16 protein-coding genes are annotated in these 19,612 nt (G+C 50.3%); 10 read left to right on the plus strand and 6 right to left on the minus strand.

The genetic code is table 11. The features are described from left to right. The first annotated feature begins 11 nt into the window (after nucleotides 1-11). From ACY0JR_RS05015 to carB, 3 genes are all read left to right on the plus strand, one after another. Nucleotides 12-1,130, plus strand: coding sequence for an alkene reductase (locus ACY0JR_RS05015; RefSeq protein ID WP_462632842.1), 1,119 nt, complete (start codon nucleotides 12-14; stop codon nucleotides 1,128-1,130). Between the two features lie 345 nt (nucleotides 1,131-1,475). Next, a complete protein-coding gene (locus ACY0JR_RS05020) occupies nucleotides 1,476-4,424 on the plus strand; it encodes an ATP-dependent DNA helicase (RefSeq protein ID WP_462632843.1) in 2,949 nt (982 codons plus the stop codon). A 390-nt stretch (nucleotides 4,425-4,814) separates the two neighbouring features. Further along, nucleotides 4,815-7,628, plus strand: coding sequence for a carbamoyl-phosphate synthase large subunit (gene carB / locus ACY0JR_RS05025; protein ID WP_462632844.1), 2,814 nt, complete (start codon nucleotides 4,815-4,817; stop codon nucleotides 7,626-7,628). A 433-nt stretch (nucleotides 7,629-8,061) separates the two neighbouring features. Here carB and ACY0JR_RS05030 read toward each other — a convergent pair whose 3' ends face one another. Together ACY0JR_RS05030 and ACY0JR_RS05035 are read right to left on the minus strand one after the other, a co-directional pair. Then, nucleotides 8,062-9,432, minus strand: coding sequence for an alanine/glycine:cation symporter family protein (locus tag ACY0JR_RS05030; RefSeq protein WP_462632860.1), 1,371 nt, complete (start codon nucleotides 9,430-9,432; stop codon nucleotides 8,062-8,064). A gap of 172 nt (nucleotides 9,433-9,604) precedes the next feature. Next, nucleotides 9,605-10,009 carry a thiol-disulfide oxidoreductase DCC family protein gene (locus ACY0JR_RS05035; protein WP_462632845.1) on the minus strand — a complete coding sequence of 135 codons (405 nt, stop codon included), beginning with the start codon at nucleotides 10,007-10,009 and terminating at the stop codon, nucleotides 9,605-9,607. A gap of 180 nt (nucleotides 10,010-10,189) precedes the next feature. Between ACY0JR_RS05035 and ACY0JR_RS05040 the strand changes: the two genes are divergently transcribed. The 3 genes from ACY0JR_RS05040 (at nucleotide 10,190) to ACY0JR_RS05050 (ending at nucleotide 12,465) form a co-directional block, all read left to right on the plus strand. Next, nucleotides 10,190-10,621 (plus strand): hypothetical protein, encoded by a 432-nt coding sequence (locus tag ACY0JR_RS05040; protein WP_462632846.1) that lies wholly within the window; start codon nucleotides 10,190-10,192, stop codon nucleotides 10,619-10,621. Nucleotides 10,622-10,722: 101 nt separating this feature from the next. After that, on the plus strand, nucleotides 10,723-12,228 hold the full coding sequence (locus ACY0JR_RS05045; protein ID WP_462632847.1) for an HTTM domain-containing protein: 1,506 nt from the start codon (nucleotides 10,723-10,725) through the stop codon (nucleotides 12,226-12,228). Nucleotides 12,229-12,261: 33 nt separating this feature from the next. Continuing rightward, nucleotides 12,262-12,465 (plus strand): hypothetical protein, encoded by a 204-nt coding sequence (locus tag ACY0JR_RS05050; RefSeq protein WP_462632848.1) that lies wholly within the window; start codon nucleotides 12,262-12,264, stop codon nucleotides 12,463-12,465. Nucleotides 12,466-12,560: 95 nt separating this feature from the next. On the opposite strand, the gene ACY0JR_RS05055 is transcribed toward ACY0JR_RS05050, so the two are convergent. The 3 genes from ACY0JR_RS05055 to ACY0JR_RS05065 form a co-directional block, all read right to left on the minus strand. Beyond that, nucleotides 12,561-12,767, minus strand: a complete 207-nt coding sequence (locus tag ACY0JR_RS05055; protein WP_462632849.1) for a helix-turn-helix domain-containing protein — start codon at nucleotides 12,765-12,767, stop codon at nucleotides 12,561-12,563. 9 nt (nucleotides 12,768-12,776) lie between these two features. Further along, nucleotides 12,777-13,286, minus strand: coding sequence for a DUF2975 domain-containing protein (locus ACY0JR_RS05060; protein ID WP_462632850.1), 510 nt, complete (start codon nucleotides 13,284-13,286; stop codon nucleotides 12,777-12,779). Nucleotides 13,287-13,622: 336 nt separating this feature from the next. After that, nucleotides 13,623-14,126, minus strand: coding sequence for a hypothetical protein (locus tag ACY0JR_RS05065; protein ID WP_462632851.1), 504 nt, complete (start codon nucleotides 14,124-14,126; stop codon nucleotides 13,623-13,625). Between the two features lie 257 nt (nucleotides 14,127-14,383). Between ACY0JR_RS05065 and ACY0JR_RS05070 the strand changes: the two genes are divergently transcribed. Continuing rightward, complete coding sequence (locus ACY0JR_RS05070; RefSeq protein WP_462632852.1) at nucleotides 14,384-15,745, plus strand: DEAD/DEAH box helicase; 1,362 nt, start codon at nucleotides 14,384-14,386, stop codon at nucleotides 15,743-15,745. Between the two features lie 142 nt (nucleotides 15,746-15,887). Here the strand turns inward: ACY0JR_RS05070 and ACY0JR_RS05075 are convergent, their stop codons facing one another. Beyond that, nucleotides 15,888-16,259 carry a hypothetical protein gene (locus ACY0JR_RS05075; protein WP_462632853.1) on the minus strand — a complete coding sequence of 124 codons (372 nt, stop codon included), beginning with the start codon at nucleotides 16,257-16,259 and terminating at the stop codon, nucleotides 15,888-15,890. A gap of 270 nt (nucleotides 16,260-16,529) precedes the next feature. Here ACY0JR_RS05075 and ACY0JR_RS05080 point away from each other — a divergent pair, with 270 nt between their 5' ends. The 3 genes from ACY0JR_RS05080 to ACY0JR_RS05090 all read left to right on the plus strand — a co-directional run bounded on the left by ACY0JR_RS05080 (nucleotide 16,530) and on the right by ACY0JR_RS05090 (nucleotide 19,582). Continuing rightward, on the plus strand, nucleotides 16,530-17,681 hold the full coding sequence (locus ACY0JR_RS05080) for an AI-2E family transporter (protein ID WP_462632854.1): 1,152 nt from the start codon (nucleotides 16,530-16,532) through the stop codon (nucleotides 17,679-17,681). A 153-nt stretch (nucleotides 17,682-17,834) separates the two neighbouring features. Further along, the gene (locus ACY0JR_RS05085) at nucleotides 17,835-19,127 is read left to right on the plus strand and encodes a M20/M25/M40 family metallo-hydrolase (RefSeq protein ID WP_462632855.1); all 1,293 of its coding nucleotides are present in this window, start codon (nucleotides 17,835-17,837) and stop codon (nucleotides 19,125-19,127) included. A 20-nt stretch (nucleotides 19,128-19,147) separates the two neighbouring features. After that, nucleotides 19,148-19,582, plus strand: coding sequence for a lysozyme inhibitor LprI family protein (locus tag ACY0JR_RS05090; RefSeq protein ID WP_462632856.1), 435 nt, complete (start codon nucleotides 19,148-19,150; stop codon nucleotides 19,580-19,582). Nucleotides 19,583-19,612 lie beyond the last annotated feature (30 nt).

Raw genomic sequence — 19,612 nt, forward strand, 5'->3', positions numbered from 1 at the left:
AAAATAAAAAGATGATTCAGATAGAAAATCAACCGCTGTTACAACCTTACCAGAAAGGTGCTTTGCAACTGAACAACCGTTTAGTGATGGCCCCAATGACACGTAGCCGGTCTAACAACCCAGAGAACGTTCCTACTGAGCTGAACGCTGAGTACTACGCCCAACGCGCCAGTGCCGGTTTAATCATTTCAGAAGGTACGCCGGTAAGCCCGCAGGGCGTGGGGTACATCAACATCCCGGGCATTTACTCTGCCGCACAGGTAGAAGGCTGGAAACTGGTGACCAATGCCGTGCACGAGAAAGGCGGTAAAATCTACGCGCAGTTGTGGCACGTGGGCCGTATGTCGCACCCAGATTTCCACAACGGTGCCTTACCAGTAGCACCATCGGCTATCAACCCGAATGACCAGGCATTTACCGAAGAAGGTTTCAAACCAACCGTAACGCCAAGAGCTTTGGAAACCGAAGAAATCAAAGGCATTGTAGAAGACTTCAAGAAAGCCGCTGCCAACGCGGTAGAAGCTGGTTTTGACGGAGTGGAAATTCACTCTTCTAACGGCTACCTGTTCCACCAGTTCTTCAGCCGCTGCTCAAACCAGCGCACCGATGAATACGGCGGAACCATCGAGAACCGCGCCCGCTTCTTCTTTGAGGTGCTGGATGCCGTGAAAGAAGTGATTGACCTGAGCCGCGTGGGTGTTCGTCTGAACCCCTCCATGCACGAGCAGTTCGGCATCACGGTAGACGAGGAAACCGCTCCTACGTTTGAGTACATCGTGCAGCGTTTGAACGACTATAACCTGGCGTATCTGCACCTAACCGAGGCTTCTCCAAAAGTAGCCGAGTTGCCTTACGCCATCAAGGAAATTGCGAAGCACTTCCGTCCATTATACAACGGCACGCTCATCATCAACGGCGGCTTCACGCAGGAAACCGGAAACAAAGTGTTAGAAGACGGCCTTGCCGATTTGGTGGCCTATGGCAGACCTTTCATCGCGAACCCAGACCTGGTAGAACGTTTCACGGACCAAGCTGAGCTGAACGCCCCAGACTACAACACGTTCTACAGCAACACCGGCGAAGTAGGCTACACCGACTACCCTACCCTGGCCGAGGTTTCTGCTACTTAACTATCAGGAATACACAACTGCATATATAGAAAAGGGCCGCGCGTAATGTGCGGCTTTTTTCATTTCAGGGGGTGTTTTGCAGAAATAAGGCTAGAAACAGAACCACCTCTAAGCAGCTTAGCTTTCTATGGCGCGGAAGTTACTTCCGTGACTTTCTAATCCGTATGCAAAAGTCACGGAAGTAACTTCCGCGCCATAGAGAGTTTTCCCGTTTTCAGTCTCTTTCCAGCAAACCAAGCCCAAACAGGACCTCCACCAAACTGCTTAGCATCCAACACTATTTTGCGGCAAATTCCTTAGCATAGAGTACCTTTGTTCTCTGCTTGACGTGTGAAAGAGGTCCTGATGAAAGCTGCTTCCCCATCCTTTGCCCTGGTGCATTTATTTGCGACCGGCTCCTATGGTTCCAAACATGGGTTGCTGCAGGTAGGGGTGTTGTCTTTGCAGAAAGGAAATACGGTGCTGAAGGAGTGGTTTGTCAACCCAGAGGTGGAGTTTGGCCGAAGCGTTCAGAAACAGTCCAAAATCAGCAAAGAGCAGGCAAAAAGCGCTCCTCTCTGGCAAGAATTGAAAGCTGAGGTTCAGGAATACCTGAGCTCTTTCACCCACGTGTTCTTCTTCCAGGAAAGGCATGAGCAAACCTGGCTGAAGCACTACATCTTAGCGGGCATGTCCTCGCCACCAGTCTGCGCCGATTTGGCCGTGCTTTCCTCGTTCTTCCTGCCGCACCTGAACCTCATGGAGATGGGCGATGTGGTGGCGCTTTCCAGTGCCGCCCAGAAAAAGCCTGCTTCCCAACCCATGCACGTCGCTTTGGCGGCTTTGCACACCCAGCTCTTCAAACTGCTGGAAGTGCTATTACAAAAAATACCCAGCACCCCGGAAGACGAACCCGGTGAGCCTTCCCTGTTCCTTCAACTCCTGCGTCAGGTACTGGACTTAGGCACCGTGTACATGGGTAGCGCGTGGCGCACCCTACAGGCCGCCGCCGAAAACATTGAAACCCTGGAGCCGTTGGATTTGCACTGGCTCACACCGCCTGCCACTACAGAGGTGCCAGTCTTGCCGTTTCATCTCCGCACGTTGCTGACTTCCTGGCTTCCCACCGTCACCGATGCCACCGTGGTAAAGCCAAGGGTAGACATTGCCCAACCATCTGACCAACTCGTCCATGATGCCCTGCACGCCTGGTACAAGAAACATGGCCTGCCGGAGCGCTATGCGCAGATGCAGTATGCCCATTTCTGCAACAAAGCCTTAACCGACAAAGGCACCTTTGTGGCCGAAGCTGGAACAGGCACTGGTAAAACCATGGGCTACCTCATGGCCGCCGCCGAACTGCTCCGCCTCAATCCCGGCCGCAAAGTAGTGGTGGCTACCGCTACCAAAAACCTGCAGGAACAGGTCATGCAAGGCGAGATTCCGCGGCTTCGGTTTAAAGGAGGATTGCATTCCCATTTGCGACCCGCTATTGTGAAGGGCAAGAACAACTATGTCTGTGTCTCTGCCTTGTTGGATTTGTATGACGAGCTGGTGGTGCAGGAAAAAGGCACCATTAGGGAAGGGCTGAGTTGGCTGTACCTGGTGCTGCGCGTGCACCATACCCAAGGCGAAGTAGAGGAAATTCCACATAACATCAGGGCTATCTTACCAGACACGTACCGCCTGCTCATGGAAGCCAATGCGCAGGAAGTCTGCGTGCCCAAACTTTGCCTGGAACCCGCCAAGTGCACGTACGCCCGCCACATGGAGCTGGCCTACGCTGCCGATATTATTGTTACGAATCACCACAAGTTGCTGCAGTTACCGCCGAAGCTCACGGATTTGATCAAGCACTGCATCATTGACGAGGCCGACCAGTTTCCGGACTTCGCCCGGAGTGCCCTGAGCATGAACTTCAGTCTGGGAGTAGTGGAAGCCCGGTTGCTGCGTCCACTGTTAGGTAAAGACTACCGGAAAGGCTTCTTGGACATTGTAGCGGACAAGGTGGCCCACAACGTGGAATCTGAAACCGCCTTGCTGGTACTGGACGAGATTGACTCTATCCACCGCGATTGCGCCACTATTAGAACTTGTGGCGAGTTGATTCAGGCCTTGCCTATTCAAGGAGAACAGCGGTGGCAGGAAGAAGTGGCGTTGGTTGAAAATGGCCGTTGGACCAAAAGAGAGTTCAGCGCGGATATTGAGCAAGCCCTTAAAGAGTTGTTGACCGCCATCCAGTTTGTAGCTGGCAAGATTGATCGAATTCTCAAGCTCCTGAAAAAGCCTGAGGATAAGACCTTCAGCCGCCTGGAAACCTACAAAGAAAAAGCCGCCGAGTTTGCCGATTCACTCATGAAAATCACCAGCGATTTCCCGGCGCGCAAGTGGATTCATGTATTGGAAAAGAACGGCCATAACTGGTCGGTGAGCAAGATGCCGTACTACCTGCAGGATGAGATGGAGAAGCTGCAGAACGTCTATCCTAGCCTGCTGTTCACCTCGGCCACGCTGTACGTGGGCGGCAACACGCAGTACTTCCGGAACCAACTGGGCCGCCAAGAGCCGTTTGCTCAGGAAGTCCGCTACTTGTCGCCGTTCAACTATGAGCAGCAGGAGAAGGTCCACGCCGTGGTGCCTGCGTTTATTCCCTGCTATGAACACAAGATGGCGCAAGACCAGAAACAGGCCTGGTTACAGACCTCCATGGAAACGCTGCTCAAATGCATCGTGGCCCTGAACGGCAGAACCCTGGTACTCTTCACCAGCCGCCGGGACATGGAAGATGCCTACCGGTGGCTGCACCCGCGCCTGCCCGCCTATGACATAGAACTGCTCAAACAGGAAGGCACCAGTTTGTGGGAAATCAGGCGGTTCCGGCAGGAAGAGCATTCGGTGCTGCTGGGCTTGGACCGCATGTGGTCGGGCGTGGATTTCCCGGGCGTGACGCTCTCGCAGGTGATTGTTTTCCGGTTGCCAAACCCCTCATTGGGTAATCCACTGGTGGCACACCGTCGCGAGGTAGAGGGTGGTTATTTCTGGAGCAAGTTCTATTATCCGGCCAGTCAGCACAAACTGAGACAAGGCTTTGGCCGTTTGGTGCGGCGCGAAAAAGACAAAGGTGCGTTCGTGATTCTGGACTCACGGGTACATCACACTGCCCGCATGCAGCACTTGAAAGATGAGCTGCCGGTAGACATCACACCTTTCCATGCCGGGGAGGAAATGGAAAACTGGCTTTTGAAGACGCTCTTACCAAAGTTAGAATTAGCCTCTGAGTGGGAGCGTCGGGGAGTTTCGTTCTCGCAATCTTAACCGTTTTAGGCCTGCTTTCCGGAAACGAGCACCTAAACCGAATCGGAATCCCTGTAAATAGTGTCTTTGTTTTCCTTTGTCCTCCTGAAAGGATCTTGGTAGCGAACGGTAACAGCCGCTGGGCAAAAGCTTTTCTAGCCCGCCTACAAGATCCTTTCAGGAGGACACTATGTATTTACTCCGTGCCTTTTCTTGTAGCTAAGCCACACTCACCTACTAAGTCGCGGATTTATTTTCATAACGATTCTCACAGGTTCTTTTAGAGAATTTCCTGCCCAACCTTTCGTCAATTAAGATTATTCTAAGGAATTCGCCTCTTGCCTCAACTTTTCTCTACAGTTCTAAACTTTCTGCCTTAACTTTGGGCAATTTATACATACCGCTTTACTAATGCCGAAAGATAATTCCATTAAGTCAGTCTTAATCATTGGTTCCGGTCCCATCGTTATTGGGCAAGCCTGCGAATTCGACTACTCTGGCTCCCAAGCCGCCCGCTCCCTGCGCGAGGAGGGGATTGAGGTAACCCTCATCAACTCAAATCCCGCCACCATCATGACCGACTCTATCACCGCGGACAACGTGTACCTGAAGCCGCTGGAGAAGAAGTCTATCATTGAGATTCTGGAGAAGCACCAAATTGACGCCGTACTGCCTACCATGGGCGGACAAACTGCGTTGAACCTGGCGATTGACTGCGAGAAAGCTGGTATTTGGAAAAAATACGGCGTGAAGATCATTGGCGTAGACATCAAAGCCATTGAGACCACCGAAGACCGCGAGAAATTCCGCCTCTTAATGATTGAATTAGGCGTAGGTGTCTGCAAAGGATCTACGGCTACCTCGTTCCTGGAGGGAAAAGAAATTGCCCAGGAAATCGGCTTCCCGTTAGTTATTCGTCCGTCGTTCACCTTGGGTGGAACCGGTGGTGGTTTCGTAAACACCCCTGAAGAATTTGATGCCGCTCTTACCCGCGGTTTGCACGCCAGTCCTACCCACGAGGTACTGGTGGAGCAAAGCATCATGGGTTGGAAAGAGTACGAGTTGGAGCTGTTGCGCGATAACATCGGCAACGTGATCATCATCTGCTCTATTGAGAACTTTGACCCAATGGGTATCCACACCGGAGACTCTATCACGGTAGCACCGGCCATGACGCTGCCAGACACCATCTACCAACAGATGCGTGACTTGGCTATCAAAATGATGGCGGGTATCGGGCAGTTTGCCGGAGGCTGTAACGTGCAGTTCTCGGTGAACCCCGAGGATGACAGCATCATTGCCATCGAGATTAACCCGCGTGTGAGCCGCTCTTCGGCGCTGGCTTCCAAAGCCACCGGGTACCCAATTGCCAAAGTAGCCGCTAAATTGGCGATTGGCTATAACTTAGATGAACTTAAAAACTCTATTACCAAGACCACGTCGGCGTTCTTTGAGCCTGCGCTGGACTATGTGATTGTGAAAATACCGCGCTGGAACTTTGACAAGTTCAAAGGCGCGAACAAGAAACTTGGTCTGCAGATGAAGTCTGTGGGCGAGGTAATGGGCATCGGGCGTACCTTCCAGGAGGCCCTTCAGAAAGCTTGCCAAAGCTTAGAAATCAAACGCAACGGCTTGGGCGCCGATGGCAAAGAGAAAACCAACTACGACCAGTTGATGGACAGCCTGGCCAACCCAAGTTGGGACCGCCTGTTCACCATCAAAGACGCTATGAAATTCGGCGTAGCCACCAGCACCATCCAGAAAGTAACCAAAATTGACCCTTGGTTCCTGCAACAGATTGAGGAGCTGGAGCTGACTGAGCGTGAGATCCTGAAATACACCCTAGACTCTATTCCGGTTGACTTGATGCGCAGCGCCAAAGTGAAAGGCTTTGCGGACCGTCAGTTAGCGTACCTGTTGCGTTGCAAAGAAAGCGAAGTGCACGAGAAGCGCACGAGCATGGGCATCAAGCGTGTGTTCAAGATGGTAGACACTTGCGCCGCTGAGTTTGAGGCCGTAACGCCTTACTACTACTCTACCTTTGACGGGGAGAACGAAAGTGTTGTCACCGACCGCAAGAAAGTAGTGGTGTTGGGTTCCGGTCCTAACCGCATTGGGCAAGGCATTGAGTTTGACTACTCCTGCGTGCACGGTGTACTGGCTGCTAGCGAGTGTGGCTACGAGACCATCATGATTAACTGTAATCCTGAGACCGTTTCTACAGACTCTGACATTTCAGACAAGCTGTACTTTGAGCCAGTATTCTGGGAGCACATCTATGACATCATTTTGCACGAGAAACCGGAAGGCGTAATTGTGCAGTTGGGTGGACAAACGGCCCTAAAACTGGCTGAGAAACTGACCCGCTACGGCATCAAGATCATGGGAACCACCTATGAGAGCCTTGACTTAGCCGAAGACCGTGGCGCGTTCTCTACCCTCCTCAAAGAGAACGATATCCCTTACCCGCCGTTCGCGAGCGTGACTTCTGCCGAGGAAGCCTTGGATGTGTGCAAAGACCTGAAGTTCCCGCTGTTGGTGCGTCCTAGCTACGTATTGGGTGGCCAGAACATGAAGATTGTGATCAACGAGAAGGAACTGGAGGCGCAGGTGCTGGATATCCTAAAGGATAGCCCCGGCAACCACGTGCTCCTGGATCATTTCTTGGACCGTGCCATTGAAGCTGAAGCCGATGCTATCTGCGACGGCGAGAACGTGCACATCATCGGGATCATGGAGCACATTGAGCCGGCCGGTATCCACTCCGGTGACTCCTATGCGGTGTTGCCTCCCTTTGACCTGAGCGAGAATGTGATGAACCAGATTGAGACCTACACCAAGAAGATCGCCTTGGCGCTGAACACGGTAGGTTTGATCAACATCCAGTTTGCTATCAAGAACGAGATTGTCTACATCATTGAAGCGAACCCACGCGCCAGCCGCACCGTGCCGTTCATTGCCAAGGCTTACCAGGAGCCGTATGTGAACTACGCCACCAAGGTGATGCTGGGCGAGAAAAAGGTAATCGATTTCACCTTCAACCCGGTGCAGAAAGGCTACGCCATTAAAGTACCGGTGTTCTCGCACAACAAGTTCCCGGAAGTGAACAAGGAGCTAGGACCAGAAATGAAGTCAACCGGCGAAGCTATCTACTTTATTGATAACCTGGAAGACGAGTACTTCACCAAAATTTACGGAGAGCGGAATTTGTACCTGAGTATGTAATTCTAGTAGCACGTACTGCGTATCACGTAGCGCGATGATAGACAAAGAAAGGCTGCCCTGATTGGGGCAGCCTTTTTGCGTTTCGGGGCTATTTTCTTAAAAACTGGCCAGATACAGAATCTCTCTGCCACAAGTTTGAGCGTAGCGGTAACTTGTGGCTAGGCTTGGTGCCAGTTTTCAACTGGCGAGGCATCGGTTTGCATCTTCGATAGAGCAAATTTCCCGCTTCGTCAATTGAAAACTGGCTGTCATTTCCACTCCAAGTTACCGCTGCGCTCAACCTTGAAGTAGAGCTTTTAACAGTCTTAGCTGCCTGTTGGCCAATTCGATAGCTTAACGCATGCTGGCACGAAGGAAAGGCTTGTGCTTTTCGGCTGCTTTGTGAAAAACAGACACGAAACGGTTTTCAGGGATAATTTTTGATGATAATCTATTAATAGCGTTGAATTTGCCCGGCTTTTAACCTTGTCAGATACTCTTTGGAAGCGGCCATTACTTTAGGCGACAGCAAAAGGGCGCACGTCATAGTAGGGATAGCCATTAAGGCAAAAGCAGTATCTATCAGGTTGATGACAGAGGTAATGGTGACCACGGCCCCGATGATGATGGTAAGAATATAGAAGTAGTCATACATGCGGCGGTACTTGAACCCGAACAGGTAGGTGAAGCACTTGGAACCGTAGTAGCAGTACGAGAACAAAGAGGTGAAAGCGAAGATGAATACGCAGAGCACCAGCAGGTATTTGCCTATTGTTGGCATGGCAGCCCCAAACGCTTGCGCCGTCATAGATACCCCGTTCCCGGAATTGGTTTCCCATACGCCCGTCACCAGAATGGCCAAGCCCGTCATGGTGCAGACCACAATGGTATCAATGAACGGTTCCCACATGGCTACCAAACCTTCGCGCACTGGTTCATTGTTCTGTGATTGCCCGTGCATCATGGCAGCGGTACCAATGCCGGCTTCGTTAGAGAATGACGCCCGGCGGGCACCCATGATAATCACTTGCATCACGGCTCCGCCCATCACGGCATTACCGGTGAAGGCATCCTCGAAAATAAGCGCGAACATACTTGGTACGGCAGAGATGTTGGAGAAAATGATGTACAGCACCGAACCGGTGTAGAGCACTACCATGAGCGGCACCAATTTGGTAGCTACGGCGGCAATACGTTTCAGACCACCGAACAAGATAATAGATACCAACAGCGCCATGCCCATACCCATGAACAGGTTAGAAATGAACGTATCTTCGCCTACTACGCCGCTTGGTTTTAGGACTACATCGGTGATGATCTGGGTGAGTTGGTTAGCCTGGAAAAGCGGCAATGTGCCGAACAGACCGGCAAAAGCGAATAGTATGGACAAAGGCTTCCATTTCTTGCCTAGCCCCTCAGTGACCATGTACATGGGTCCGCCTTCTACGGCACCCTGTTCGTTGCGACCACGGTACATGATGGAAAGCGTACAGGTGAAGAATTTGGTGGCCATGCCTACAAAGGCACTCACCCACATCCAGAACAGCACGCCAGGTCCGCCCATGGCAATGCCTACGGCTACCCCGCTGATGTTGCCCATGCCAATGGTGGAGGCCAAGGCACTGGCCATCGCCTGAAACGGCGTGATTTGCCCGGCGGCGTTGGGGTCCTGATATTTACCTTGCAGGATGCTGATGGAGTGCCCCATCATCCGGAACGGAATTAGGCGGCAGTAGAGCATCAGGAACAAGCCACCACCCATCAATAATATCAATAAAGGCATGCCCCAGGCCAAACTACTGGCCTCGGCAAGAAAAGATTCTATTTTTTCCACTACGTTTTAATAAGGTAAACACACCTGCTTCTGTAAAGCAGGGCGCAAAAGTAAGGGCCGTTGCTGACTTATTTTCACAAAACCAGCGTAAAAGCATGAAACTCTATAGATCAAGTAGAGAAAAGCGACTTTTTCTGGACCGGACCTGATCTCAATTAAAAACTTAGGACAGGAAACGAGCCTTCAAGGCCGGCGTAGGAAGCATGCAGCTTTCCTGTTGCCCGAACCAGCGGTACCGGTTCCGGGAAACAAAATCATACAAGGGATCCAGCAAAAATTTCGGGACTATCCCAAACATGTATAGCCAGGACCACCTTCCGCTCAAGTGCCGCACAATGCGCAGGGCAGCAGTAGACCGTGTGTAGATTCTCCCGTTCTCTACTAGCAAGACACTTTTGAATTGCTCTGTGGGTAAGCCATGGCTTCTAAGCACCTCCTGTCCTAGTTCAGACTGCAGGGAGGCAAATCTGAAGTATTCTTTTGGATCATTCTTGATCACAAACTGTACAAATCCGTTACAAAGATTGCAGACACCATCAAATAAAATGGTGGGCGAAGAAGGAAGCATGAGCATTGAGGCAGTGTATAATTAGCAGTATTTATACGTAATAAAGAGAAAAATGGGCATTTTCTACGGATCTGTATAAATAATTTTTGATGAAAGATGGCACCTTTCTAAGAAGCGTGCGTAAAACGATGAACTTGTAAAAGAAAACCATTTATAAACATTCATTAACCTGTCAAAACTATGAAAAAGACATTTGTAAACATGTTCGCAGTCGCAGCAATGACAGCGGCCGCTGCGCTAACGTCGTGCTCTGGTGCTTCTGAGACCACCACAGACACTACTTCTACTGATATGAGTACTGAAAGTGGCACTACCACTGGAACCACTTCTGGCACTACCGGAAGCACTGGTACTACTTATGGCACCACAGGTACTACTACCGGAACTACCACTGGTACCACTACCGGCACCACCACAGGTACAACTGGAACTACCACTGGTACAACCGGAACTACTGGCACCACAGGTACTACAACCGGCACTACGGGAACTACGGGAACTACCGGCACAACTGGAACTACCACTGGCACCACAACTGGAACTACTACCGGCACTACCGGAACCACTGGTAGCACAACCGGCACTACTACTGGCAGCACTACCAGCCGCTAGTACAATTGTTTACACGTTCTTAGAAACGTTGCTATATTGCAGAGAAGGCAAGGCCCCGTGGTTTTGCCTTTTCTGTTTTCCTCTCTTCACCCTTCATCTCTATGCATCTACTTAGACAGTATCTGCATCGCGTATTCTACTCAGATACCCGGGCACTCTCCTTTATGCGGATATGGGTAGCCTGTGTATTGTTACTGGACATTGGCATCAGGGCGTCTGACATGGAGGCGCATTATTCCAACATGGGCGTTCTGCCCTTGCATGTGCTGCACGCCAATGCCTGGAACCAGTATTTCTTTTCTTTGCACGCGCTTAGCGGCCTCTGGCAGTTTCAACTCATTCTCTTTGCCATTGCGGCCGTTGCCGCCATTTGCCTGCTGCTGGGTTATCATACCCGCTGGGCTACCGCCATCTCCTGGATTCTGCTGGTTTCATTGCACAACCGCAATCCGCTGATTACCCAATCGGGCGACAGCCTGCTCCGGATGCTGCTTTTCTGGGGCATGTTCCTCCCCTGGCACCGGCACTACTCGGTAGATGCCCGCCGTTCCCTTCGCTCCGAAACCTCGCCTCACTACCTTAGCATGGCCACGGCGGCTTACCTGCTGCAGGTAGCCTGGATCTACGTGTTCACCGCCTTGCTGAAAAGCGGCCCCGACTGGACTACGGATGGCACCGCTCTGTACTACGCCCTCAGCATAGACCAAATCCTGATGCCCGGCGGGCGAGTCCTTTACCAGTTTCCGCTGCTCATGAAGCAACTCACCCACGCCACGTACTTTCTGGAGCTGTGGCTACCGTTTGTGCTGCTGATTCCCTGGCGTACTACATGGTTCCGGATGCTGTTCATTGTGGCTATCATAAGCCTGCACATAGGCATCAGTCTGTCTTTGTTTGTAGGGCTGTTTTACCTCATCAGTATCTCGGCGGTAATTGGGTTGCTGCCTACTCCGGTTATGGATACCGTAGACCGCTACCTGCGGGCAGGGTACACCAAGATCCGGAAACGTTGGGCCAGATTTGGGAAGGGCATGCGCTCTCCGGTGGAAGTACAGATGCACGTAAAATGGAATTCGCCCCGTTGGGCGAAGGATTTTCCGCTTTCTTACGTGAGGGAGGGCGTGGTATTGGTGGCCTTGGTGTTGGCTTTCTGGTGGAACCTGAGCACACTGGGCAAGCCTTACTTCCAGGTACCGTCTAATTTCCATTGGGCAACCCTGGTGCCCAGGCTGGACCAGAACTGGAGCATGTTTGCGCCCAATGTCTTTAAAGATGATGGTTGGTATGTGCTGGAAGGCATCACCAACAGCAACCATAAGGTAGATTTAAACCAGCAAGGCAAAGAACCTGACACGGTCAAACCGGCCTCGGTGGTGAGTCTCTTCAAAAATGACCGCTGGCGTAAATACTCAGAGAATTACCTGTTCGTGCCCAATGAATACATGCGGCCTTACTACTGTTTCTACCTGCTGCGCCGCTGGAACGAAGACCACCCCAAAGCGGAACAGATCAAGGAATTATCTGTGGTGTACATGAAGGAATTCACCCTGCCTAATTACAAAACTGCGCCAATTAAACGCGAAGTCCTTTGCCATTGCATGCCGTAACACCGTTTTCGGCTTGTTTTCGTAAAAGCTGCTATGTTTCACCTCAACCAGAAAGGAGATTCTATGCCCCAGGGAGACAAATCTGCCTACACAGACAAACAGAAACGCCAGGCCGAACACATAGAGGAAAGTTACGAGAAACGTGGCGTTAGTGAAGAAGAAGCCGAAAAACGCGCCTGGGCCACGGTGAACAAGCAAGACGGCGGCAAGAAAAGCGGCTCGGGTAAGAAACATTGATTTCTCAGAATACAGTGACTCAAAAGCCATTTAGGGGCTACTTTCTTGAAAGTAGCCCCTAAATGGCTTTTGAGTCACTGTATTATTTGTCCCAACTACTCTGGTTTGAATTCCAGAATATCGCCGGGTTGGCAATCTAATACTTGACAGATAGCTTCTAAGGTAGAAAAGCGGACAGCTTTGGCCTTACCGGTTTTGAGCACAGATAAGTTCGCATTGGTAATACCTACCCGTTCTGACAGTTCATTTAAAGACATTTTACGGCGGGCCATCATCACGTCTACATTCACAATAATCGGCATGAAGGGCGGCTAAATAGTGAGTTGATCTTGCTCAAACAGTTTATTGCCTTCTTTGAAGATTTCGGCTAAAAGAAAGGCTACCAGCATGAACATCAATGGCTCCAATTCCATAGAAAAGGAAATATGGGTGTTGTTATTAGCACTAATAAAATTAAACCACTGCACCAAAGACAAGCCAAAACACATAAACCCGATTTTTCTGAATGATCGGGTATTATTGGCACGAAAGGTTTCTAACTGCCGAACTGACCGTATCACCTTTGAAACCTCTAATGTAATGAGAAACAGCAGGAGCAAAAGGGCTAACTTCTGTGCATAGAGATAATAAAGCGAGCTTCTTTGCACTTGGTGTAAATGCACCTTGTTCCCCATATTCCTTTCCTCTGATCCCACCATCATTGATCTTTTGATTTTAGTTGTAGTGTTACCGGTCTTTGTCACCTCTTCTTTAATAACATCTTCAGGAATAGCCTTTCCTTCTCCTATCACATTAGAGTAGAAGAAGTTCTTCGTTTTCATGTCTACCATTACACTCTCATAAGAAGTAGGACTTATGTGCCAATGCACAAATAGAGAAATAAAGGCAACCACAATTAGTGCTAATAGCACGGACATCAACTTTGCCACCCCAAGGCTACTCCTAACAAAAGATTCTTTTTCATGATATTTGCTTTTAGAACAACATCAAGGTAGAGGTATTTAAATTGATAAGCAATATGTATTTACTGAATATCGATAAAAAATTAGATTCTCTTCTATTTGCATCCTTAAGGCACTAAATAGCAGAAGCCGTTTCAGGGCTGCATTTAGAAAAGCAACCCCGAAACGGCTTCCGTTAATGATTACAAACTATCCTTACACCTTCACCTTCCGCAGCCACTGGGCCACGCCGCCAGCCACTACACCGGCCAACAAATAGTAGCCAATAGTGAGGGCCTGGGTTTGCTTGGTTCTGGCGCTTGGAGCCACGCCTAAGCCCATGGGGCCGGGTAGAACAACGCCGCCCACACCGGCAACAGCTCCCAAGATAGTCCCGCGCCACCAGGCTTTCTTGCCGGTTCCGGTTAAGCTGTAGTACAAGCTATTGGAGACAATATCGCCTACCAAAGACCAGGTGTGCAGTTTGTCATCGTCCGGCGGAGTCTGGCCGGCGTAGCGCAAGCCTTTGGCAATGGCCCGCATGCCCAGAATGTCCATGCGCGGGGCATTGGGGTAAAACCTGCGCACACTTTCATGCACCAGGGTAACGGCAAGAGCCCCGGCCAATCCACTAATGCCCGTTCTCAGCCATTTGTTCAATCTTTTCTTTGAAGCCTTTTTAGTGGTTTTATTCCGTTTGGGAGTGGTTTCAAGTTCCATAATCTTCTGATTTTACGCGCTTTTCGGTTTACTAACTTGTGCTTTTCTTACATGGGTTAAACCGTTTTTATACGCGAAGGTTGCCCCGTACCAGAACCAGATAAGACCAGAAACCTGTTTTGGACGCATTCTGCCTAAAACAGGCTAAAAATGAGACTGAATCTTTTTGCCTATCTTTGTGTCTTCTAAGGATAGGTGCCAGCTTGGTATCTTATTATTCATGTCTGGCCAAACACGTACGGCCATTATTCTTCCTAATGACTTTTTCAGAACTCAATTTAATAGAACCTCTCTTGCAAGCCCTGCAGGAAGAGGGATATACCAACCCTACCCCTATTCAGGAACAAGCCATACCGCCGGTCTTAAACGGCGATGACCTGTTAGGCTGTGCCCAAACCGGGACTGGTAAAACCGCGGCGTTCAGCTTACCCTTGTTGCAGCGTTTGCATGAGGCGGGTCCGGCGCATCCGGCCAAAGCCATCAGAGCGCTTATATTAACTCCTACCCGTGAGTTGGCATTGCAGATTGGCGATAGCATTCAGGCCTACGGCCGATATACCAAAATAAAATACACGGTAGTATTTGGCGGCGTTGGCCAGGTACCGCAGGTAGAACAAATCAAAAGGGGCGTTGACATTGTGGTGGCAACCCCGGGCCGTCTGCTGGACTTAATGAACCAGGGATTGCTATCTCTGAAGCACATAGAAACCTTCATCCTGGATGAGGCCGACCGTATGCTGGACATGGGCTTTATCCATGACGTGCGCAAAGTGATTGCCCAGATTCCTACCAACCGCCAGACCCTGCTGTTCTCGGCCACCATGCCGCAGGAAATCCAGAAACTTTCTTCCAGCATTCTGCGCGACCCGGTGTATGTAGAAGTGACCCCGGTTTCCAGCACCGCTGAGAAAATTGCCCAGAAAGTATACTTTGTGGAGAAAACCTACAAGCGTGCTTTGTTGAAACACCTGCTGAAAGGCGATGAGATTCAACGCGCACTAGTTTTCTCGCGCACCAAGCACGGCGCAGACCGCATTGCCAAAGAACTTTCCAAAGCAGGTATTTCGGCGCAGTCCATTCACGGCGACAAGGCCCAAAGCACCCGCGTGAAGGCCCTCACCCAGTTCAAGAACAACGAGCTGAAGGCCCTGGTAGCGACTGATATTGCGGCCCGCGGCATTGACGTAGACGACTTAACGCACGTCATCAACATAGACCTTCCTAATGAACCTGAGACCTACGTACACCGCATTGGCCGTACCGGGCGGGCGGGTGCCGAAGGGATGGCCCTCTCTTTCTGCGATGACACTGAGCTTCCATACCTGCGTGATATTGAACGCCTCACCAAGCAGACTATTCCTGTAGAGGAAGAACAGCCTTATCACGCAGATTACGCCAAACTACCACTAGCCGGCGGAAAAGCCACTGATAAAGCAAGAAGTGCTGGTGGTGGCAACGGCGGACAAAACCGAGGCCCCAGAGGCGGAGGTGCTCCAGGCAGCAGACGCCCAGATCAACGTCGGTCATCTTCGTCTGGCCAGAACAGCGGCGGCAGACCAGACCAGCGCCAGGGTGGTAACAACAGAAATTCATCTGGCGGAGGACGCGGCAGAAGCTAAGTGCTCCCTCTTCACAGAAACAAAAAAGCCGAACACGTAGCGTGTTCGGCTTTTTTGTTTCTGGAAACTAGTTTCTAAAAAGGAGGAAGCGTTAAATGCGGCGTTCCTGTTTTCAGTTAGTTTTCAAGAATTCTTAGAAGAATTAAGAATTGTACTGGTCAGAAGAATGCTGATCAGAAGTATGCTGGTTTTTAGAAGCTTTGTTTTTCTTACCAGATTTGCCAAGCTTCGGCATTTTCGCTTGTCCAATCCAGCCTTGGTTGCTGGCTACCCAGTAAGAGGCACCCAGAAGGGCAGCGCCACCCAACACTTTTTGTGTAGTGCTCATGCCGCTGTAAGAACGGGAAACAGTAGTTCCCAGGTCTTTTACAGACTGTGGCATTTGGATGTTGCTAAGGGCTCCCATCATGCCGCCTTTTCCTTGATTGCTGGATGAGTTCTGTGCTGAATCTTGTGAATAAGAAGTAGCATCTTGTGCAGCAGAACCTGGTTGGTTGTTGAATTGATTTTCCATAATTTTTTAAAAGTTAGATTTTTAGATCGTTTCGTTACCAAAGCAAACCGCTATGGCTTGCCGCCTTGCTTGAGCGGCGAATTCATTTTAGCGCAAACGCGCCCGAATAGTTGCGTTCCCTTCTAACTTTTCTTCTATTTTTTTGAAACTTCGGCTCCAGACCTAGCTAAAGATATTTTACAGAAACATGTTATGACTACTATATAGCAAGCTTGGTTTCATTTACGTAAGACTACTCATAACCTGAGCTTTTCACCAATCTCCGTAGCTATGCTAACGTCTGTCCCTCCTAACTCAAATAAGCGGGAACACCTGCAGGTGTTCCTCCGCAAAGTATTAATAGTGGCACTTCTTGTGACAGTGCTCTTTTTGGGTTACACCTTGATCAAACTGGCGTTTCAAGTATTACTTGTATTTTTTGCCGCCATCTTGTTTGGCATTTTCCTACATGGTCTTAGCAGTTTCCTGCACAGGCACCTGAAGCTGCCATACAAGTGGTCTTTAGGGGTAGTCTGTTTATTGTTGCTAGCCTTGCTGGTAGGTTTCTCTATGTATTTGGGTCCCAGCTTATCTAAACAAGGCGAAGAGCTACGCCAAAGCCTTCCGGCTACCTTAGATAAGTTAAAAGCACAGGTTTCGTCTTTGCCTTACGGAGAGCAGTTACTGAAGCAGATTTCCTCCCCAGAGAAATTGCTTAAGGACCAAGGTTCAACCATGAAAAATGCCTTTTCTGTTTTCTACAGCACATTTGGAGCCCTGGCCAACATCTTAATATTATTGGTCATAGGCATTTACCTGGCCATCTCGCCGCAGGAAAGCGCCAATGGCTTGGTACGGCTGGTGCCCAAAACCCGTCGTTCCCGGGCCCGGGAAGTCATTCATGTGCTGCGTTACACGTTGTGGGGCTGGCTCAAAGGCACCTTACTGGCCATGGCTGTGATAGGCACCCTTACCAGCCTGGGTCTGTGGATCATAGGTGTTCCGTTACCCCTGTTGCTGGGCGTGTTTGCCGGCCTCATGGAGTTTATTCCCAACATAGGCCCTTTCATTGCCGGATTACCAGCCGTAGCACTGGCGTTGGTGCAGGATCCCGGCAAGGCCTTTACCGTTATTCTATTCTTTGTGGGGCTCCAGAGTCTGGAAGGATATGTGCTTACCCCTTTGGTTCAGAAACGGATCATTGACCTCCCTCCTATTCTAACCATTATGGGCCAGTTGGTACTGGGGCTTATTGCCGGTGCCTGGGGTTTGCTTTTGGCCGTACCCATGGTGGCAGTCATGATGGTATTGGTGAAAATGCTCTACATTGAAGATGTGCTGGGCGACTATGGCGTTGAGGTGAAAGGCGAGGAAGAAGCCATTGCCCAGGAAGAAAGCCGCCCTACCAATGAACAAAACATGCCAGCAGAATCAGACTTATAAACACCTCTATTCTCACCCCAGTTTACGCCTTGTTCAGATAAAACAGCCATAAAATGAACGATTCTGTTCAAAAGGCAACCGTATAGGGTATTTTCTACAGAAGAAAGTATATTTACCCTATATTCCAGTTGATCTCTCACCTTCGCCAAGCCTATGATTCTTAAGAAAGCCTTTACCCTCTGCCTTTCATTGCTGCCTTTCACAGCCGTTTTCGCGCAGAAAGACATCCAACAAAAAGACGTAACCCGCATCATCAAGACCCTGGCCGCCGATGACATGATGGGCCGCCAGACGTTTACGCCCGGCATTGAGAAAGCCGCCGAATTCATTTCCAATGAGTTCAAGACCATCGGGCTGAAGCCTTTGACTGGTGACACAGATTTCCGGCAGGATTTCAAAATGTACGCCCTAAAACCAGGCAAAGCCGATGTCACCCTCAACAAGCAGTCCCTCAACCCCGACGAGTTCTTTTACAGCACCGTGCACCGCAAGTTTGAATGGGAAGAAAAAGCGCCCCAGCCGGTGTTCATTGGGGAGAATGATGATTTCAGACAAGGCCTGACCGCCGCCCGCAAGGTGGGCAAAGACGTACTGGTAGTGGTGCATCCCAAGCATCAGGAAATGTTCAAGCGTTATGCCGGGTCTTTCCGTCAGCCCAGACCGGTCATGGAACTAGGAAAAGGCAACACGCTCATCTTCGTGCTTTCGCCGCTTACGGAGGTAACATCTTTCAACATCGAAATTAAAAACGAGGTGGAGGAAATGCCTTTGACCAACGTAGCGGGCATGATTCCGGGCAAACGCGCCAACGAGTTCGTGGTGTTCTCGGGCCATTATGACCACATTGGCGTCATGAAACCGGTAGCCGGTGACTCCATCGCCAACGGCGCCGATGACGATGCTTCGGGCACCACCGCCGTGATTACCCTGGCCAAGCACTTCAAAAAGCAACCCAAGCCCGAGCGCACCCTCATTTTTGTGGCCTTCACAGCCGAGGAGATCGGCGGCTTCGGTTCCCAGTACTTCTCCCAGCAACTGAACCCCGATGAGATTGTCGCCATGTTCAACATTGAGATGATTGGCAAAGGCTCTAAGTTCGGCCCTAACAGCGCCTACATCACCGGCTTTGAGAAATCAGATTTCGGGACGCTGCTGCAACAGGCGGTAAAAGGCACGCCGTACAGTTTCCACCCAGACCCGTACCCCAGCCAGAACCTGTTCTACCGCTCAGACAACGCCACCTTGGCGCGTCTAGGCGTTCCGGCCCACACCATTTCCTCCGTGCAAATAGATCAGGACAAACTCTATCACTCTGTGAATGATGAAGTAGAAAGCCTGGACATGGCCCACATGACCAACATGATCAAAGCCGTGGCTATGGGCGCCAAAGACTTCGTGCAAGGCAAGAAAACCCCTAAGCGCGTAGACAAAACGCAGGTGCAGTAATTGGTCGTTCGTTGTCAGTTATGAATTACAAACAGTTTTCACCGGCCCTGCTGCTATTGATCCTTGCTTTTTCTGGTTCTGCGATTGCGCAAGAAAAAACAAAGCAAGACCCAATTGAAATAAACCTAACCAAGTGCCTTGACAAACAGGAAAACCAAACCACTGCTGGTATGTGCAACTGCACCTATGCCGCACTTAAGGAATGGGACACCAAACTGAACACCACCTATAAAAGCCTGCTGGCAAAATTAGACCCGGCAGCCAAAACCAGTTTAATCACTGCCCAACGGCAATGGGTTCTCTTCAAAGAAAAGGAAATAGCCTTGATTGATGCCACTTACGGGAAGGCTCAAGGCACCATGTGGCAACCAATAAGAGCCAGCGAAGTTCTGGACCTGACGCAACAGAGAGCCCTGCAACTGGAATCCCTGCTGGAAATGCTAGAGGAATTTTAAACTCCCAAGACCTGCTTTTCTCCTGCAGAA

It is taken from the genome of Rufibacter sp. JT3400010 (assembly GCF_054956755.1).

Bases quoted from the DNA above. Each gene is read 5' to 3' on its own strand.
- ACY0JR_RS05015 (WP_462632842.1), top strand. From the start codon at position 12: ATGATTCAGATAGAAAATCAACCGCTGTTACAACCTTACCAGAAAGGT.
- ACY0JR_RS05020 (WP_462632843.1), top strand. From the start codon at position 1,476: ATGAAAGCTGCTTCCCCATCCTTTGCCCTGGTGCATTTATTTGCGACC.
- carB (WP_462632844.1), top strand. From the start codon at position 4,815: ATGCCGAAAGATAATTCCATTAAGTCAGTCTTAATCATTGGTTCCGGT.
- ACY0JR_RS05035 (WP_462632845.1), bottom strand. From the start codon at position 10,009: ATGCTTCCTTCTTCGCCCACCATTTTATTTGATGGTGTCTGCAATCTT.
- ACY0JR_RS05040 (WP_462632846.1), top strand. From the start codon at position 10,190: ATGAAAAAGACATTTGTAAACATGTTCGCAGTCGCAGCAATGACAGCG.
- ACY0JR_RS05045 (WP_462632847.1), top strand. From the start codon at position 10,723: ATGCATCTACTTAGACAGTATCTGCATCGCGTATTCTACTCAGATACC.
- ACY0JR_RS05050 (WP_462632848.1), top strand. From the start codon at position 12,262: ATGTTTCACCTCAACCAGAAAGGAGATTCTATGCCCCAGGGAGACAAA.
- ACY0JR_RS05055 (WP_462632849.1), bottom strand. From the start codon at position 12,767: ATGCCGATTATTGTGAATGTAGACGTGATGATGGCCCGCCGTAAAATG.
- ACY0JR_RS05060 (WP_462632850.1), bottom strand. From the start codon at position 13,286: ATGAAAACGAAGAACTTCTTCTACTCTAATGTGATAGGAGAAGGAAAG.
- ACY0JR_RS05065 (WP_462632851.1), bottom strand. From the start codon at position 14,126: ATGGAACTTGAAACCACTCCCAAACGGAATAAAACCACTAAAAAGGCT.
- ACY0JR_RS05070 (WP_462632852.1), top strand. From the start codon at position 14,384: ATGACTTTTTCAGAACTCAATTTAATAGAACCTCTCTTGCAAGCCCTG.
- ACY0JR_RS05075 (WP_462632853.1), bottom strand. From the start codon at position 16,259: ATGGAAAATCAATTCAACAACCAACCAGGTTCTGCTGCACAAGATGCT.
- ACY0JR_RS05080 (WP_462632854.1), top strand. From the start codon at position 16,530: ATGCTAACGTCTGTCCCTCCTAACTCAAATAAGCGGGAACACCTGCAG.
- ACY0JR_RS05085 (WP_462632855.1), top strand. From the start codon at position 17,835: ATGATTCTTAAGAAAGCCTTTACCCTCTGCCTTTCATTGCTGCCTTTC.
- ACY0JR_RS05090 (WP_462632856.1), top strand. From the start codon at position 19,148: ATGAATTACAAACAGTTTTCACCGGCCCTGCTGCTATTGATCCTTGCT.